We start from the raw sequence: 16,882 nt of genomic DNA, 5'->3' as shown, positions 1-16,882 counted from the left end.
GACACGCCGGCGTCGCATCGGTATAACGCAGCGGTCACGAAGCAGCGGTGAGAATGAGCGGGCTAAGAAAGGAGTTCTTCCGTGCTCGCGCAGTATGTCTTCACCTCGGCGGATGTTCCGTTCCGCATCGTTCGCCACGGCCACCGTTGGCGTGCGCTTCACGGCGATCGCGAAGTCGGTCGTTATGACGGCGCCGAGGAGGCGATCCATGCCCTTCGCGCCGACCATCCCGATATCCGCCTGCCCCATCGCCTGAGCGACTGGCGCTACCTGCCGGATGCTCCCCTGCTCCATCTGGCGCCGCCCAGCGCGGCGGCCATGGCACGTCTCGCCGCTGGCTAGGCCTCAAAGGGCCATGCTGCGCCAGTGGCCATGGTCGTCCTCGATCCGCAGTTCCACGGAGGCGCCACCCGCGTGGTGCGCGCGGGCCTGGCGTAGGGCATAGGACAACGCGTCGCGTTCCTGTTCGAAACGCACCGGTTTTTCCGCATCCACGCGCACCGCCCATTCGGCACCGGATTTTGGGGGCTGCATGACGTAGACACGGACGTAGCGCATCGCTCGTAGCCTTTCCTCAGCCCTGACGAGGCCATTCACGCGCCAGCAGGGCGAAGACGACGTCATCGACCCATTCGCCACGGAAGAAGTAGCTCTCCACGTGGTGAGCCTCCTGGCGAAAACCGAGCGAACGCAGCAGCGCGATGCTGGCGACGTTGCGCGGGTCCACGGAAGCCACGGCACGCCGGTAGCCCCAATCGCCGAAGGCGAGGCCGAGGGCCGTGGCCATGGCTTCACGGGCGTAACCACGGCCCTGCCGTTCGGGCCGGAGCGATACGCCGAACTCGATCGCCCCGTCCGGCGCGGAGGGGAAATGAATGCCGAGATCGCCGACGAGTTCGGCGGAGTCCTTTTCCCGGATCGCGAGCTGGAACCAGCTATCGGGCGCGGCGAAGGACTGCAGGGCCTGCCTCGCGATGAACGCCTCCGCGTCGCCGATGTCCGCCGGTTTCCAGCCCTGGTAGCGAGCCACGGCATCGTCGCCACGGTAAGCATGCAGAAGCGGTGCATCCGCCGGAACGAGACGGTCCAAGCGCAGCCGCGCGGTGAGGAAGACGGGGTGAACGGGATGGCCCATGCGGCATCCTCGGCCTATCCGGCCGGCGCCGCAACTAGTCCTCGCCGGCGTCGCGTTTTTCGTAGGCGGCACGCGCCGCCTCGATGTCCGCGCGATGCCTTTCCGCCCACAACCATACGCTGCAAAAGGCGGCGCCGAGGCTCAGGCCGATCTCGGTGAGTTGGTATTCCACGCGCGGCGGCACCACCGGATACACCGTGCGCGTGACCAACCCGTCGGCTTCCATCTGGCGCAAGGTCTTGGTCAGCATCTTCTGGCTGACCCCGCCGATCAGGTCGGCGAGGCGGCCAAAACGCAGGCGGCCGTGTTCCGCCAGCACTTCCAACGTGAGCATGGTCCAGCGGTCCGCCACGCGTTCGATGATCCCCCGCACCAGGGCGTCGAGTTCCGGGTCCGTGTAGGGCTCGCCCAGCACGCGGCAAGGCTCGTCATAGATTTTCCTGGCCTTGGCTGGCATGTCGATGCTCCATGGTTTCCAAAGGGTAAGTATGGAACTTTTTGGCGCCTACTTTCCATCGGATCGTGTCCGGCCTAGCCTACACCCACCCTTTCTCCGACGAGGCTCCCATGAACATCACTGGCAACACGATCCTCATCACCGGCGGCGGCTCGGGCATCGGCCGGGCCCTGGCGGAAGCCTTCCACGCGCGCGGCAACCAGGTCGTCATCGCAGGGCGTCGGCAGGACGTACTCGACGCGACCACCGCGGCCCATCCCGGCATGAAGTCGGCCGTGCTGGACATCGAGGACCCCGCGGCGATCCGGCGCTTCGCCGAGCAGCTGCGCAAGGACTTCCCATCCCTCAACGTGGTGATCCACAACGCGGGGATCATGCGTCCGGAACGGCTGACCGACGGCACCACGGATACCGCCGAAGCCACCATCACCACCAACCTGCTCGGGCCGATCCGGCTCAACGCGGCACTGATCGATCACCTGCTGGCGCAGCCGAAGGCGAGCATCGTCACGGTGTCTTCAGGCCTTGCCTTCCTTCCCTTCGCCGTCGCTCCGACCTATTGCGCGACCAAGGCGGCGATCCATTCGTATTCGGAAACGCTGCGCTACCAGCTGAAGGACACGTCGGTACAGGTGCTGGAACTGGTACCGCCCTATGTGCAGACCGAATTGATGGGTGAGCGGCAGAAGAGCGATCCGAACGCGATGCCGCTGGATGCGTTCATCGACGAGACGATGCGCCTGATCGAGACCACGCCGGACGCGACGGAAATCCTCGTGGAGCGTGTGAAGCCGCTGCGCTTCGCCGAGGCGAACGGGAGCTACGCGGGCTTCTTCAAGCAGTTCAATGACAATGCGGCGGATCACGCTCCGTAGTCGTCGAATCGCCGACAAAGTCGGCTCCCACCAAGCATCGGCGACAGGGTCTGCTCCTACCGAGCATCGCCGACAGGGTCGGCTCCCACCGGCTTGTGGCTACCTGGCCAGCTTGTGGCTACCTGGCCAGCTTGTGGCTACCTGGCCAGCTTGTGGCCACCTGGCCAGCTTGTGGCCACCTTGTGGGAGCCGACTTTGTCGGCGATGCTTACGACAGACACAAAAAAACCCGCTGGCGCGGGTTTTTTTGTGTCCTCCGGGACCGCTCGTCGGCAATCCGGGAGAAAGGCGCTGGTGCCGGAAATAGGAATCGAACCTACGACCTCATCATTACGAATGACGCGCTCTACCAACTGAGCTATTCCGGCGAGAAGCGGAATTCTAGGGAAGCTTGGCACCCGGCGCAAGCCTCAGCCGGCCATGCGCAGCTCCTTGGGCAAGGCGAAGGTGATGTTTTCCGCCTCGCCATCCAGTTCGCGCACAGTGCCCGAGCCCCAGGATTGCAGGCGGGCGATCACTTCCTGGACGAGCTTTTCCGGTGCCGAGGCACCCGCGGTGACGCCGACGCGGGTCTTGCCTTCCAGCCAGCCACGCTGGATGTGTTCGGCGCCGTCGATCAGGTACGAGGTGACGCCCTGTTTCTCGGCCAGCTCCTTCAGGCGGTTCGAATTGGAGCTGTTGACCGAGCCCACCACGAGGACGAGGTCCACGGCGTCGGCGAGACGGCGCACGGCGTCCTGGCGGTTCTGCGTCGCGTAGCAGATATCGTCCTTGCGCGGGCCCTCGATGCTCGGGAACTTCGCGCGCAGGGCGCCGATGATCGCGATGGTGTCGTCCACCGAGAGGGTCGTCTGGGTGACGAAGGCGAGCCTGTCCGGCTGCGAGGGCACCAGCTCCGCGACATCCTCGACCGATTCGACGAGGTAGATATGCCCGGCGTTGGCGCGGTTCCACTGGCCCATCGTGCCCTGGACCTCCGGATGGCCGGCGTGGCCGATGAGGACGACGTCATGGCCCGCGCGGCCCAGGCGCGCCACTTCCATGTGCACCTTGGTCACCAGCGGACAGGTGGCATCGAACACGTTGAGGTGACGGCGATCGGCCTCTTCGCGCACGGCCTTCGGCACGCCATGGGCGCTGAAGATTACGGTGGAGCCATCGGGCACTTCGTCGAGTTCGTCGACGAAGACCGCGCCATCGGCGCGCAGGCGCTCCACGACGTAACGGTTGTGCACCACCTCGTGGCGCACGTAGATGGGCGCGCCGTAGGATTCGAGGGCACGCTCGACGATGGCGATGGCGCGATCGACGCCGGCGCAGAAACCGCGGGGATTGGCGAGGAGGATGTCCAAGGGGACCTCGTGGCCGGGGGGCCGTGGCTATGGGCTTTGGGCGCCTCGGGGGCGCCGGAACCCGCGCATTATCGCACGGCGGGCTTGGGCGAGCCGCTGAACAGGCTGAACACGATCAGGGCCGCGGCACCCACGCTGATAGCGGAATCGGCCACGTTGAACACCGGAAACGGGTAGCTGCCCAGGTAGACCTGGATGAAGTCGGTGACCTTGGCCGCGTGCACGCGGTCGATCACATTGCCCAGCGCGCCGCCCACGATCAATGCCAGGGGCGCGGCGGTACGCCAGTCGTGGCGCGGCGTGCGCGAGAGCCACACGCCCAGGGTGCCGCTGATGACGGCCGCCAGCAGGACGAAGAACCAGCGCTGCCAGCCGGCGCTATCGGCCAGGAAGCTGAACGCGGCGCCGGTATTGAAGGTGAGCGTCCAGTTGAGGACGCCGGGAATCACCGGATGGGGCGTCTCGGCCGGCTGCAGGGCGGTGAGCGCCCACCACTTGGTCAGCTGGTCGAGCACGATCATCACGGCGGCGAGCCAGAGCCACGACAGCGCGTTGGGTTTGGGGCGTACGGTCATGCGTCGGGAGCCATTCGAGTCGGGGGTTGGGATGGCGGGGCCGCCGGTCAGAACCAGCGGCGGTCCTCGCCCTGCCCTGTCACGTTTTCCACGCAGCGGCCGCAGATCTCCGGATGGGCGGGGTCGACGCCGACATCGGGACGATGGTGCCAGCAACGGATGCACTTGACCGCGTCGCTGACCGCTGCCGAGACATACACCTCGGCTCCGTCCAGTTCCACGCGCTCGGCGGAGACCGGACGGCCTTCCAGCGGCGCAAGCGTCACTTCCGAGGTGATGAAGAAAAACCGGAGTTCGGATGCCGATTCAGCCAGCGCCGCCTGGGTGGCGATGTCGGCGTGGATCGTCAGGGTGGCGTCGAGCGAGGCACCGATCTGGCCCTCCTTGCGCATCCCTTCCAACACCCGCGACGCCGTCTCACGGATCGCCAGCAAGGTCGACCACCAGCCACGCGCGTCGGCGTCCTGATCCACGTCGAGCCCTTCGTAGAAGGTCTCGAACAGTACCGACTCGCTGCGCGAACCCGGCATGTGCGCCCAGATTTCCTCGGCGGTGAAGCTGACGATCGGCGCGAGCCACCGGGCCATTGCCTCGAGTATCCGGTACATCGCGCTCTGCGCGCTGCGACGGCCGCGGCTGTCCGTCGGCATCGTGTAGAGGCGATCCTTCGTGATGTCGAGGTACAGCGCGCCAAGCTCGTTGGTGCAGAAATTCTGCACGCGCTGGACGATCTCGGGGAAATCGTAGCGCTCGTACGCGGCCACGATCGCCGCCTGCGTGTCCGCTGCCTGGCGCACCGCCCAACGATCGAGGTCGAGGCAGGCGCCGGTGGCAAGCAGGTGCTTGTCCGGATCGAAGCCATCGAGGTTGCCGAGCAGGAAACGCGCCGTGTTGCGGATGCGTCGATACGTATCCGCAACACGCTTCAGGATCTCGTCCGAAAGCGACATCTCGTTACGGTAGTCGGTCGAGCAGATCCACAGGCGCAGGATGTCCGCGCCCAGGGTCTTCATGATGTCCTGCGGCTCGATGCCGTTGCCCAGCGATTTGGACATCTTGCGGCCCTGCGCATCCACGGTGAAGCCGTGGGTCAGCACGTGGTCGTAAGGCGCGCGGCCGTGGATCGCCGCGGAGGTGAGCAACGAAGACTGGAACCAGCCGCGATGCTGGTCGGAGCCTTCCAGGTACATCACTTTGTATTCGCTGGCGTCGCCGGCCTGCAATTCGGGGCGTGCGCCCACCACGGCGAAATGACTGACACCGGAATCGAACCAGACATCGAGGACGTCGGTCACCTTCTCGTACTTGTCCGCCTCGTCACCGAGCAGTTCGCGCGGATCGAGCGAGAACCAGCTATCGATGCCTTCCAGCGCGACCTTCTGCGCGACCTTCTCCATCAGTTCGACGGAATCCGGATGCGGATCGTGCGTGTTCTTGTCGACGAACAGCGTGATCGGCACGCCCCAGGTGCGCTGGCGCGAGATGCACCAGTCCGGACGGCCCTCGACCATGCCCGCGATGCGCTCTTCGCCCCAGCCGGGCACCCAGCGCACGGCCTTGATCGACGTGAGCGCGGTGCGGCGCAGGCTGGCCTGCTCCATGCCGATGAACCACTGCGGCGTGGCGCGGAAGATCACCGGCGTCTTGTGCCGCCAGCAATGCGGGTAGCTGTGCGTGAGCTTCGCCGAGGCGAGCAGCACGCCACGGTCGCGCAGCAGGTCGACGATCTGGTCGTTCGCCTTCCAGATGTGCACGCCGGCGAAGGAGACATCGCCCGCCAGGGGCAGGTCGGCGCGATAGACACCGCGGCCGTCGACGTAGTTGAGTGTGCCGATGCCATAGTTCTGGCCGACGACGAAATCTTCCGCACCGTGGTCGGGCGCGGTATGCACGGCACCGGTGCCGTCCTCGTCGGACACGTGGTCGCCGAGGATGATCGGCACGTGCTTGTCGTAGAACGGATGACGCAGCGGCTGGTTCTCCAGCACCGCGCCCTGCACGCGCGCGAGCACGTTCACGGTCTCCACGCCATAACGCGCCAGCGCCTTCTCGACCAGCGCCGAGGCGATCACCAGCAGCAGCGGCTTGCCATCACGCGACGGTCCTTCGACGAGCGCGTATTCGAGTTCGCCGCCGAGCGATACGGCCTGGCTGGACGGAAGCGTCCACGGCGTGGTCGTCCAGATGGGAACGGCGATGTTCGCGTCGCCCGTGGCGATGCCGAACAACGCGCCGAAAGACACGGGATCGACCGCATCATAGGCGACATCCACCGCCGGCGACGTCTTGTCGGCGTATTCGATCTCGGCCTCGGCCAGCGCCGAACCGCAATCGAAACACCAGTACACCGGCTTGGCACCACGCACGACATGCCGGTTGGCGACGATGCGTGCCAGCGCACGGATCATGTCGGCCTCGTAGGTGAAATCGAGCGTGCGGTACGGCCTCTCCCAATCGCCGAGGACACCAAGGCGCTTGAAATCCGCACGCTGGAGATCGATCTGCGCCATCGCGTACTCGCGGCACTTCTGCCGGAACGCGGCGGCGTCGAGCTTGTCGCCCGCCTTGCCGAATTTCTTCTCGATCGCGATCTCGATCGGCAAGCCATGACAGTCCCAGCCCGGCACGTAAGGCGCGCGGTAACCGGCCATCAGCTTGGACTTGACGACGACGTCCTTGAGCACCTTGTTGACCGCATGGCCGAGGTGGATCATGCCGTTGGCGTAGGGAGGGCCATCGTGCAGCACGAACACCTTGTCGCGTCCCGCCGTGTGCTCCTGGATCTGCGCATACCTGCCCACGCGCTCCCACGTGGCCAGCCAGCCCGGCTCGCGCTTGGGCAGGTCGCCACGCATCGGGAAATCCGTCTGCGGCAGGTTGATGGTGTTCTTGTAATCCTGGGTCATCGCTGGGAACCGTGGGTTTTCGGGGCATCGACAAGTATGGGGTTCATCCCAAGGGCCTGCCGGGCGGCGATCTCGTCCTGGCGCATTTGTGCGGTCAGGGCGTCGAGGCCGTCGAATTTTTCTTCGTCGCGCAGTTTCCGAACGAATTCCACGCCGATGCGCTGGCCGTAGAGATCGCCGGAGAAATCGAAAAGGTGGGCCTCGAGCAGCGGCTCGCGCACCTCGTTCACCGTCGGCCGGTAACCGAGGCTGGCCACGCCGGGCCAACTGCAGGGACCGTCGCCGATGCCGATACGCACGGCGAAGATGCCATGGATCGGGCTCACCCGTTCACTGAGATGGACGTTGGCGGTGGGATATCCAAGGGTGCGGCCCAATTGCTGGCCGTGTTCCACATGACCATCGATGACGAACGGCCGGCCCAGCAGGCGCGCGGCCTCGCCGAAACGGCCTTCGGCCAGCAGCGTGCGTACCCGGGACGACGACACCCGTTCGCCGTCGACCAATACCGGCGGCACCGCATGCGCGGTGAAGCCGAGGTCGGCGCCCATCGCCTGCAGGAGGGCGAAATCGCCGCCGCGACGATGGCCGAAGCGAAAATCCTCACCCACCCACACCTCGCGCGCCGCCATGCGCCCGACGATCACCCTGCGGACGAAGTCCTCGGCGGACATCGCGGTCAAGGCATGGTCGAAGCGCAACGAGAGCAACTCGCGGATGCCGGCGGCCGTCATGCCTTCGGCCTTTTCGCGCACTCCTGAAAGGCGCGGCACCGGTTCCTTCGAGAAGAAGGCGCGGGGCAAGGGCTCGAAGGTGATTACCGCGGGGGCCAGGCCACGTGCCTCGGCCCGCTGGCGCACCTCGGACAGGATCGCCTGGTGGCCGAGGTGCAGACCGTCGAAAGCACCGATCGCGACCACGCTGCCTTCGGGTGCGAGGCATGGACCGTCGACGTCGCGATGGAGTCGCAACGTCATGCCGGGATGCCCTTGGATCGATACGGAATAAAAGCCATCGGGCCAGTATAGCCGCCCCATTGCGCCGCACAATGCGACGCCAGGCCCCTCACTGGGCACGCAGGTCGCGCAGGCGGAAACCCATCGCGAACAGCGTACCCACGTAGGCGCCGCCGCCCGCACCGACCAGCACGGCCAGGCGCCATACCCGCTCCCATTTCTCGACCGCGCTCCATTCCGGCCAGACATACAGGCCGGCGAGCAACACGGAAACCATCACCGCGCAGGCGGCGCCCAGGCGGACCAGGTGACGACCCCAGCCCGGCTGGCGTGTATACACGCCGGCCTTGCCCAACCAGCGCCAGAGCAGCAGCAGGTTGAGATAGCTGGCCAAGGCGCTGGCCATGCCCAGGGCCATGTGCAGTCCCGGGATCGTGGCGATCGCCTCCATCCACGAGCCCTCCTTCTGCGCCGGACTAGCCCAGAGGAAGAACAGCAATGCCAGGAAGGCCACGTTGAAGACCATGTTGGCCACCAGCGAAGCGACGCCGGCACGGACCGGGGTCTTCGTGTCCTTGCGCGCATAGAAGGCCGGCAGCACGACCTTGACCAGGGCGAAGGCGGGCAGCCCGAAACTCAACGCCGAGATCGATAGGGACGCCATCTTCGTATCGAAGGCGGTGAACCGGCCATGCTGGAAGATCGTGGCCACCAACGGCACCGAAAGGATCATCAGGCCGAACATCGCCGGCACGGCGATCAGCAGCGTCGTGCGCAGGCCCCAGTCCAGCGCGCGCGAGAAACCTTCCTTGTCGGTGGTTACGTGATGGCGCGAAAGCGAAGGCAGGATCACCGTCCCCAGCGCCACGCCGAACACGCCCAGCGGCAGTTCCAGGAAGCGGTCGGCCTGCGACAGCCAGCTTTGCGAACCGGCGATGAGCAGCGAGGCGATCACGGTGTCGAGCAGCAGGTTGATCTGCGCCACCGACGAGCCGAACAGGGTGGGCACCATCAACCGCATGATCCGGCGCACGTCCGGCGAGCTCCAGCCCCAGCGCGGCAGCGTGAGCAGGTCCAGCTGCTTCAGCGCGGGCATCTGGAAAACCAGTTGCAGCGCGCCGGCCACGAGGATGGCCCAGCCCATCGCCATGATCGGCGTGTGCAACTTCGGCGCGAGCCACAGCGCCCCGGCGATCATGCAGAGGTTGAGGATCACCGGCGTGAGGGCTGGCAGGCCGAACCGGTGGAAGCTGTTCAGCGCGCCGCCGCTCAGGGCCGTGAGCGAAACGAACAGGAGGAAGGGGAAGGTCAGCCGCAGCAGGTCGACGGTGAGGCCGAATTTCTCCGGTGTCTCGACGGCGCCCGGCGAAAAGACGGCCGTCACCTGTGGCGCGAAGATCACGCCCAGGGCCACGACCACCAGCAGGACGCCTCCAAGGGTGCCGGCGGTCAGCGACATCAGCCGCTTCAGGTCCTCGTGCGGGCGGGTCTCCTTCACTTCCGTGAAGACGGGTACGAAGGCCGTCGAGAACGAGCCCTCGGCGAACAGGCGGCGCATGAAGTTGGGAATGCGAAAAGCCACCCAGAAGGCGTCGGTAGCCGCATTGGCGCCGAACGAGGCGTTGATCGCCATGTCGCGGACCAGGCCGAGCACGCGGGATACCATGGTCATGCCGCTGAAGCTGAGCATGCCGCGAAGGAGACTGGGGGTTTTCATCCGGACGAGGGATACCTGGAACAAACCCCTAGTTTGACAGCGGGGCCGGGGCGGAGGACAGTCCGCCATCTGGAATTTGCAGGGCAGTCCGCCCCGCCCGTCCGCCGACCCGTCCGTGCGGGGGCTAAGCTATTGACGCAACCCGTCTTTGGCTTCAAAATGAGCGTCTTTTTTAAAACCAACCGAACTCTGGAGCTTTACCTTGGCCAACATCAAGTCCGCGAAGAAGCGTGCGCGTCAGTCGGAGCAGCGCCGTCTGCGCAACGTCAGCGCGCGTTCCATGGTGCGTTCCGCACTGAAGAAGGTCGTCAAGGCGATCGACGCCAAGGATAAGGCTGGCGCAGTCAGCGCGTACGCCGTCGCCGTTCCGGTGATGGATCGTTACGCTGCCCGTGGCCTCATCCACAAGAACAAGGCCGCCCGCCACAAGAGCCGCCTGAACGCGAAGATCCGCGACCTGGCGTAAGCCTGCGCGACATCGCCGTTCGCAAAAAAGCCGGCGTAAGCCGGCTTTTTTGTTGTTTGGTGGGAGCCGACCTTGTCGGCGATCCCGCGGCAGCGGGCAAGGTCACTGCAAGTACTGCAAGCATCCATCGCCGACAGGGTCGGCTCCCACCCTTTAGTCTTCGCCGCGCATGCGGACATCGTCCGCCACCTCGGTACGTTCACGCCGCGCGATGCGCTCGGCGTCGAAGAACTGCTGCACCTTCAGGCACACATCCCACGTGCCGATCTCGCCCGCGGCGGAAACGACGAACCAAGGCGCGGTCCATTCCAGCCGCGCGACGATGTCGTCGACCACGCGCTTGAGCTCGTCCTCGTCGTCGATCACGTCGGACTTGTTGATCACCAGCCAACGCGGGCGTTCGACCAGTTCGGTGTCGAACTGCTGCAGCTCATGCTCGATGGCACGCACCTGCTCCACGGGATCGGAGCCGTCGATCGGCTGGATATCGACCACATGCAACAACAGGCTGGTGCGCGACACATGGCGCAGGAACTGGATGCCCAGGCCCGCGCCGTCGGCCGCGCCTTCGATGATCCCGGGGATATCGGCGATCACGAAGCTCTGGTCCGTGCCGATGCGCACCACGCCCAGGTTCGGGTGCAGGGTGGTGAATGGATAATCCGCCACGCGAGGCGTCGCCGCCGACACGGCACGGATGAAGGTGCTCTTGCCGGCATTGGGAAAGCCCAGCAGGCCCACGTCGGCCAGCAGGCGGAGCTCGAGTTTCAGGTCGCGCACCTCGCCCGGCGTACCCGGCGTGGACTTGCGCGGCGCCCGGTTCACCGAACTCTTGAAGTGGATATTGCCCAGGCCGCCGCGCCCACCCTGCGCCACCTTCAGGCGCTGGCCGTGCATGGTGAGGTCGCCGATCACCTCGTCGGTGTCGACATTGGTCACCACGGTGCCGACGGGGACGCGGACTTCAGTGTCCTCGCCGCCCTTGCCGTACATCTGGCTACCCATGCCGCCCTGCCCGCGCGCTGCCTTGAACGAGCGCATGTGGCGGAAATCGACGAGGGTATTGAGCCCCTCGTCGGCCACCAGCCACACCGACCCGCCATTGCCGCCGTCGCCGCCATCGGGGCCGCCGAACGGGATGAATTTTTCACGACGGAAGCTCACGCAGCCGTTGCCGCCGTCACCGGCCGAGACCCTGATTTGCGCTTCGTCGACGAATTTCATGGAAGATGACCTGGGTAGAAGTGATGCCGCCGTACAAACGAAAAGCCCCGCCTATGGCGGGGCCTTCGCTATCGCGTCGTAAAGAGGCTTACGCCTGGACGACGTCGACGAACTTGCGGCCCTTTTCGCCGCGGGTCTTGAACGACACGGTGCCGTCGACCAACGCGAACAAGGTGTGGTCGCGGCCGAGGCCGACGCCCACGCCGGCGTGGAACTTGGTGCCACGCTGGCGAACGATGATGTTACCGGCTTCGACAGCCTGGCCACCGTAGATCTTCACGCCGAGGTACTTCGGGTTCGAATCGCGGCCGTTACGGCTGGAACCTACGCCTTTTTTATGTGCCATGACTTATATCCTCCGGCGACTCAGGCGTTGATGCCCGTGATCTCGATTTCGGTGTAATGCTGACGGTGTCCCTGCGTACGCTTGTAGTGCTTGCGACGACGGAACTTGACGATGCGGATCTTATCGGCGCGGCCGTGGGCGCGAACCTTCGCGCTGACGGTGGCACCGGCGACCAGCGGGGCGCCAACGGTGATCGACTCACCCTCGCCCACCAGGAGGACCTGATCGAACTGGATGGTGGAATCGACTTCGGCGGGGAGCAGCTCGACGCGCAGGATTTCGCCTGCCATCACACGATACTGCTTGCCACCGGTCTTGATGACTGCGTAGCTCATGGTTGTTTCCTGTTGCTGATTATGTAGTTCTTTTTAGGGTCTTGCGGGTGTTGCGAATCGCGAATTATAGCGGGGCCTAAAAGGCAAGGTCAATCAGGTGGTTAAGGCTGGAATGCCGGGACGAGCCCTGGCGGGCCTCTTGGGAAGACATTGGTTTGAAAACATGGCCTTAGCTTCCATCCGGCGAACTGGAATCGCCGACAGGGTCGGCTCCCACCGGGCATCGGACCCGATGGGAGCCGACCCTGACCTGACAGGAGCCGGCCCCCTGCATGGGTGAAAAGCCGCCCTGGCCCGGCATAGGAGCGGCCCCGCCCGGGGGGAGCCGACCCTGTCGGCGATGCCGCGGAAGGCGGCTCCCCTCCCACCGCGACCTACTTCCCCGCCGGAACTACTTCTTCTTCGCAGGCGCCGCCGGAGCGGGCGCCGGAGCCGGCTTGGCCGCGCCGCCGGCCGCCGGGCACTGGCCCTGCTGGTTCAGCGTGCCCTGGCTTTGCAGCTGGGCGATCATCTGCTGGCCGCGCTCCTGGCCCCACTGCTTGCCGATCTGCATGCCTTCGGCCATGGTCGCCGGCATCTGCGTGATCACCTTCTGCCCCAGGGGCGAGCGGTAGAACTTGAGCAGGCCGTCGATATCCTCGGCGGTGAAATGCTTCTGGTAGACCGGAACCATCCGTCCGATCAACTGGTTGGTGGCGTTGGCGTCCACGAAACCCTGCCAGTAGCTGGCCGGCACGCAAGGCAACGCGTTCTGCATCACGCCCGCCATCTGGCTGTTCATCTGGCTGAGCATGCGGCCCATGCCGACGGCATCCATCAGCTGGCGCACCTGCTGTTCGGAGGGCGGCGCCGCCAGCGCCTGTCCCGCACAACCCGCCAGCACCAGGCCGGCAGCGATCCCTGTCCACTTACGCATGCGTGTCTTCCTCTTCGAATGGGTGGCTTCGACCCCTCCCCGGGGCCGGGCCATGGTAGCCGCGCGCGGCCGCCCGGGTAACCCACATCCGGCAGGGTTCCGGTCCCGCATAACAAATGTGATGACCTGTCAAAGGTGGATACGGAATGAAGGCCGAAAACCCTTGGTATAGTCAGCGACTTCCCCCATTTACGTCGGCACATGGACAGCATTCGCATCCGCGGCGCCCGCACGCACAATCTCAAGAATATCGACCTCGACCTGCCCCGCGATCGCCTGATCGTGATCACGGGACTGTCCGGGTCCGGCAAATCCTCGCTGGCCTTCGACACGATCTACGCCGAAGGCCAGCGACGCTACGTCGAGTCGCTGTCCGCCTATGCGCGGCAGTTCCTCTCGATGATGGAAAAGCCGGACGTGGACACGATCGAAGGCCTCTCGCCGGCCATCTCGATCGAGCAGAAGTCGACGTCGCATAATCCCCGTTCCACCGTCGGTACGATCACCGAGGTGTACGACTACCTGCGCCTGCTCTACGCGCGCGTCGGTACGCCCCGTTGCCCGACCCACGGCATCGCCCTGGAAGCACAGACCGTCAGCCAGATGGTCGACACGGCCATGGCGCTGGACCCGGACAAGCGCTGGATGCTCCTCGCGCCGGTCATCCGGGAGCGTAAGGGTGAGCACGTACAGGTCTTCGAGCAGTTGCGTGCCCAGGGCTTCGTCCGCGCGCGCGTGGACGGCGAGGTCTACGACCTCGATGCCGTGCCGCCGCTGACGCTGCGCCAGAAGCACACCATCGAGGCGGTGATCGATCGCTTCCGTCCGCGCGAGGACATCAAGCAGCGTCTGGCCGAGTCGTTCGAGACCGCGTTGCGCCTCGGCGACGGCATCGTGATCCTGGTCGACATGGACGACAAGAAGGCCACGGAACAGCTGTTCTCCTCGCGTTTCTCGTGCCCGATGTGCGACTACTCGCTGCCGGAGCTCGAACCGCGCCTGTTCTCGTTCAACTCCCCGGTGGGCGCCTGCCCGACCTGCGACGGCCTGGGCGTCACCCAGGTCTTCGATCCATCACGCGTGGTCGGACACCCCGAGCTCAGCCTCGCCGGTGGCGCCATCCGCGGGTGGGATCGCCGCAACGCCTACTACTACCAGATGATCGTTTCACTGGCGAAGCACTATGGCTTCGATCCGGAGACGCCCTGGCGTGAGTTGCCGAAGTCGGTGCAGAACGCCGTGCTCAACGGTTCCGGCCGCGAACTCATTCCGTTCCGCTACATCACCGAGCGTGGCGGCAAGGTGACCCGCGAGCACAAGTTCGAAGGCATTTTGCCGAACCTGGAGCGCCGTTACCGCGAAACGGAATCCGCCGCGGTACGCGAGGAACTGGCTCGCTACATCGCCGATCATCCGTGTCCGGATTGCGGCGGACAGCGCCTCAATCCGTCGGCACGCAACGTGTTCGTGGCCGATCGCGCGATCCCTGAATTGACGTCGCTCGCGATCGACAATGCCCTGTCCTTCTTCGAGAAGCTGAAGCTGCCGGGTTGGCGCGGCGAGATCGCAGTGAAGATCGTGAAGGAGATTCGCGAGCGCCTCACCTTCCTCAACGATGTCGGCCTCAACTACCTCACGCTCGACCGCCAGGCCGATTCGCTGTCGGGCGGCGAGGCGCAGCGCATCCGTCTGGCCAGCCAGATCGGCGCCGGCCTCGTCGGCGTCATGTACGTGCTGGACGAGCCGTCCATCGGCTTGCACCAGCGTGACAACGAGCGCCTGCTCGGCACCCTCACCCGCCTGCGCGACCTCGGCAACACCGTGATCGTGGTGGAGCACGACGAAGACGCCATACGCGCCGCCGACCATATCCTCGATATCGGCCCGGGTGCCGGCGTGCACGGTGGCCACATCGTCGCCGAAGGCACGCTGGAACAGGTGCTGGCGTCGCCACAATCGGTCACGGCGAAGTATCTCAGTGGAGAGCGCGGCATCCAGGTACCGGCCAAGCGCCGTCAGCCCCGCGAAGACCAATGGATCGAACTCAAGGGCGCCACCGGGAACAACCTCAAGGATGTCGACGTCCGCATCCCGGTGGGCACGTTCACCTGTGTCACGGGCGTGTCCGGTTCGGGCAAGTCCACCCTGATCAACGACACCTTCTATCGCCTCGCCGCGATGGAACTCAATGGTGCCAGCGAGCAACCGGCACCGTACGAGTCGATCGAGGGCCTGGAACTGTTCGACAAGGTGGTGGACATCGACCAGTCACCGATCGGTCGCACGCCGCGCTCGAATCCGGCCACCTATACCGGCCTGTTCACGCCCTTGCGCGAGCTGTATGCACAGGTGCCCGAGTCGCGCCAGCGCGGGTACACGCCGGGCCGTTTCAGCTTCAACGTGCGCGGCGGCCGCTGCGAAGCCTGCGAGGGCGACGGCATGATCAAGGTGGAGATGCACTTCCTGCCGGACGTGTACGTGCCTTGCGATGTCTGCCATGGCAAGCGCTACAACCGCGAAACACTGGAAGTACTCTATAAGGGCCACACCATAGCGGATGTGCTCGACATGACGGTGGAAGACGCCTTCAAGCTGTTCGAGAACGTACCCGTGATCGCGCGCAAGCTGGAAACCCTGCGCGCCGTTGGCCTCGATTACATCAAGCTCGGCCAGAGCGCCACCACGCTCTCCGGTGGCGAGGCGCAGCGCGTGAAGCTGTCGAAGGAACTGTCCAAGCGCGACACGGGAAGCACGCTCTACATCCTCGACGAGCCGACCACGGGCCTGCATTTCCACGACATAGAGCAGTTGCTCGACGTACTGCACAAGCTGGTGGAGCATGGCAATACCGTGGTCGTGATCGAGCACAACCTCGATGTCATCAAGACAGCCGACTGGCTGATCGACCTCGGGCCCGAAGGGGGCGCGGGAGGCGGCCGCATCCTTGTCAGCGGCACGCCGGAAACGGTGGCCGCGACGAAGGAATCGCATACCGGCCGCTTCCTCCTGCCGCACCTGAAACCGTCCAAGCCCGTCGCCAAGGTGGCGACGAAGGCGACGACGAAGGCGGTCGGCAAGACCGCCACGAAGAAAACGGCCGCGAAAGCGGCCCCGGACGCGAAGAAAAAAAGGACTGCATGACCACTGAAACCTCGAACACCCCGACGCCCGTTCCGTTGTTCATCACGCCGATGGACGTGCGCTGGCAGGACCTCGACGCCTACAACCACGTCAACAACGCGAACTACCTGGTCTACCTGCAGGAGGCACGCATCAAGTGGCTGGAGCAGCTGCCGGGCAAGTGGTACGGCGACGACGGCACACCGGTGATGGCGCGCAGCGAGTTGAACTACCGCATGCCCATCGAATACCCGGCGGACATCCAGATCGAGCTTTTCGTCAATCGCATCGGCACGAGCTCCATGACCATCGGCCACCGCATCGTGACCAGCGACGACGCCACGAAGATCCATTGCGACGGCAGCGTCACCATGGTCTGGATCAACCCGAAGAACGGTCGTCCGGTCGAGGTACCGAAGGTGATCCGTGACGCGGTGGCGGAAGCCGAGCACGCCTGAGTCAAGCAGGCAGGCCTCCAAAGTGAGGCCTGCCGCACGTCGCA

Annotated in this window: 17 protein-coding genes and 1 tRNA gene; 5 read left to right on the top strand and 13 right to left on the bottom strand. The window is 65.3% G+C overall.

Annotated elements, in window-relative coordinates; translation table 11 throughout:
* The first annotated feature begins 81 nt into the window (after positions 1-81).
* Positions 82-342, top strand: coding sequence for a hypothetical protein (locus ACN9M2_RS05615; RefSeq protein WP_426287153.1), 261 nt, complete (start codon positions 82-84; stop codon positions 340-342).
* Between the two features lie 3 nt (positions 343-345).
* On the opposite strand, the gene ACN9M2_RS05610 is transcribed toward ACN9M2_RS05615, so the two are convergent.
* From ACN9M2_RS05610 to ACN9M2_RS05600, 3 genes are read right to left on the bottom strand one after another with little or no spacing between them, the layout of a single operon-like run.
* Complete coding sequence (locus ACN9M2_RS05610) at positions 346-558, bottom strand: hypothetical protein (RefSeq protein ID WP_426287152.1); 213 nt, start codon at positions 556-558, stop codon at positions 346-348.
* 16 nt (positions 559-574) lie between these two features.
* The gene (locus ACN9M2_RS05605) at positions 575-1,135 is read right to left on the bottom strand and encodes a GNAT family N-acetyltransferase (protein WP_426287151.1); all 561 of its coding nucleotides are present in this window, start codon (positions 1,133-1,135) and stop codon (positions 575-577) included.
* A 34-nt stretch (positions 1,136-1,169) separates the two neighbouring features.
* Positions 1,170-1,592 (bottom strand): winged helix-turn-helix transcriptional regulator, encoded by a 423-nt coding sequence (locus ACN9M2_RS05600; protein ID WP_426287150.1) that lies wholly within the window; start codon positions 1,590-1,592, stop codon positions 1,170-1,172.
* 110 nt (positions 1,593-1,702) lie between these two features.
* On the opposite strand from ACN9M2_RS05600, the gene ACN9M2_RS05595 reads away from it, so the two are divergent.
* Entirely contained in the window at positions 1,703-2,467 is a 765-nt protein-coding gene (locus ACN9M2_RS05595) for an SDR family oxidoreductase (RefSeq protein WP_426287149.1), read from the top strand.
* Between the two features lie 292 nt (positions 2,468-2,759).
* Here the strand turns inward: ACN9M2_RS05595 and ACN9M2_RS05590 are convergent.
* The 6 genes from ACN9M2_RS05590 to murJ all read right to left on the bottom strand — a co-directional run bounded on the left by ACN9M2_RS05590 (position 2,760) and on the right by murJ (position 9,973).
* A tRNA-Thr gene (locus tag ACN9M2_RS05590) sits at positions 2,760-2,835 on the bottom strand.
* 42 nt (positions 2,836-2,877) lie between these two features.
* Positions 2,878-3,819, bottom strand: a complete 942-nt coding sequence (gene ispH, locus ACN9M2_RS05585) for a 4-hydroxy-3-methylbut-2-enyl diphosphate reductase (protein WP_426287148.1) — start codon at positions 3,817-3,819, stop codon at positions 2,878-2,880.
* Between the two features lie 68 nt (positions 3,820-3,887).
* Positions 3,888-4,394, bottom strand: coding sequence for a signal peptidase II (gene lspA, locus ACN9M2_RS05580; RefSeq protein WP_426287147.1), 507 nt, complete (start codon positions 4,392-4,394; stop codon positions 3,888-3,890).
* Between the two features lie 47 nt (positions 4,395-4,441).
* On the bottom strand, positions 4,442-7,300 hold the full coding sequence (gene ileS / locus ACN9M2_RS05575) for an isoleucine--tRNA ligase (protein ID WP_426287146.1): 2,859 nt from the start codon (positions 7,298-7,300) through the stop codon (positions 4,442-4,444).
* Positions 7,297-8,277 (bottom strand): bifunctional riboflavin kinase/FAD synthetase, encoded by a 981-nt coding sequence (locus tag ACN9M2_RS05570; protein WP_426287145.1) that lies wholly within the window; start codon positions 8,275-8,277, stop codon positions 7,297-7,299. Before ACN9M2_RS05570 ends, ileS begins: the two co-directional genes overlap by 4 nt.
* Positions 8,278-8,365: 88 nt before the next feature.
* The gene (gene murJ / locus ACN9M2_RS05565; protein WP_426287144.1) at positions 8,366-9,973 is read right to left on the bottom strand and encodes a murein biosynthesis integral membrane protein MurJ; all 1,608 of its coding nucleotides are present in this window, start codon (positions 9,971-9,973) and stop codon (positions 8,366-8,368) included.
* Between the two features lie 202 nt (positions 9,974-10,175).
* On the opposite strand from murJ, the gene rpsT reads away from it, so the two are divergent.
* On the top strand, positions 10,176-10,439 hold the full coding sequence (gene rpsT / locus ACN9M2_RS05560; protein ID WP_072321609.1) for a 30S ribosomal protein S20: 264 nt from the start codon (positions 10,176-10,178) through the stop codon (positions 10,437-10,439).
* A gap of 153 nt (positions 10,440-10,592) precedes the next feature.
* Here rpsT and cgtA read toward each other — a convergent pair whose 3' ends face one another.
* From cgtA to ACN9M2_RS05540, 4 genes are all read right to left on the bottom strand, one after another.
* Positions 10,593-11,663, bottom strand: coding sequence for an Obg family GTPase CgtA (cgtA, locus tag ACN9M2_RS05555; RefSeq protein ID WP_426287143.1), 1,071 nt, complete (start codon positions 11,661-11,663; stop codon positions 10,593-10,595).
* An 88-nt stretch (positions 11,664-11,751) separates the two neighbouring features.
* On the bottom strand, positions 11,752-12,009 hold the full coding sequence (gene rpmA / locus ACN9M2_RS05550) for a 50S ribosomal protein L27 (protein WP_144911162.1): 258 nt from the start codon (positions 12,007-12,009) through the stop codon (positions 11,752-11,754).
* Positions 12,010-12,029: 20 nt separating this feature from the next.
* Positions 12,030-12,344 carry a 50S ribosomal protein L21 gene (gene rplU, locus ACN9M2_RS05545; protein ID WP_306851521.1) on the bottom strand — a complete coding sequence of 105 codons (315 nt, stop codon included), beginning with the start codon at positions 12,342-12,344 and terminating at the stop codon, positions 12,030-12,032.
* A gap of 391 nt (positions 12,345-12,735) precedes the next feature.
* Positions 12,736-13,260 (bottom strand): DUF2059 domain-containing protein, encoded by a 525-nt coding sequence (locus ACN9M2_RS05540; protein ID WP_426287142.1) that lies wholly within the window; start codon positions 13,258-13,260, stop codon positions 12,736-12,738.
* Positions 13,261-13,461: 201 nt separating this feature from the next.
* Between ACN9M2_RS05540 and uvrA the strand changes: the two genes are divergently transcribed.
* Together uvrA and ACN9M2_RS05530 are read left to right on the top strand one after the other, a co-directional pair.
* Positions 13,462-16,401: an excinuclease ABC subunit UvrA gene (gene uvrA / locus ACN9M2_RS05535; RefSeq protein WP_426287141.1), complete on the top strand. Its 2,940-nt coding sequence runs from the start codon at positions 13,462-13,464 to the stop codon at positions 16,399-16,401.
* Positions 16,398-16,838 carry an acyl-CoA thioesterase gene (locus ACN9M2_RS05530; RefSeq protein ID WP_426287140.1) on the top strand — a complete coding sequence of 147 codons (441 nt, stop codon included), beginning with the start codon at positions 16,398-16,400 and terminating at the stop codon, positions 16,836-16,838. The genes uvrA and ACN9M2_RS05530 overlap by 4 nt, the downstream gene beginning before the upstream one ends.
* Positions 16,839-16,882 lie beyond the last annotated feature (44 nt).

The sequence above is a fragment of the Luteibacter sp. E-22 genome, assembly GCF_049913125.1.
GTDB lineage: Bacteria > Pseudomonadota > Gammaproteobacteria > Xanthomonadales > Rhodanobacteraceae > Luteibacter.
This window is presented reverse-complemented; position numbering and strand designations above follow the sequence as displayed.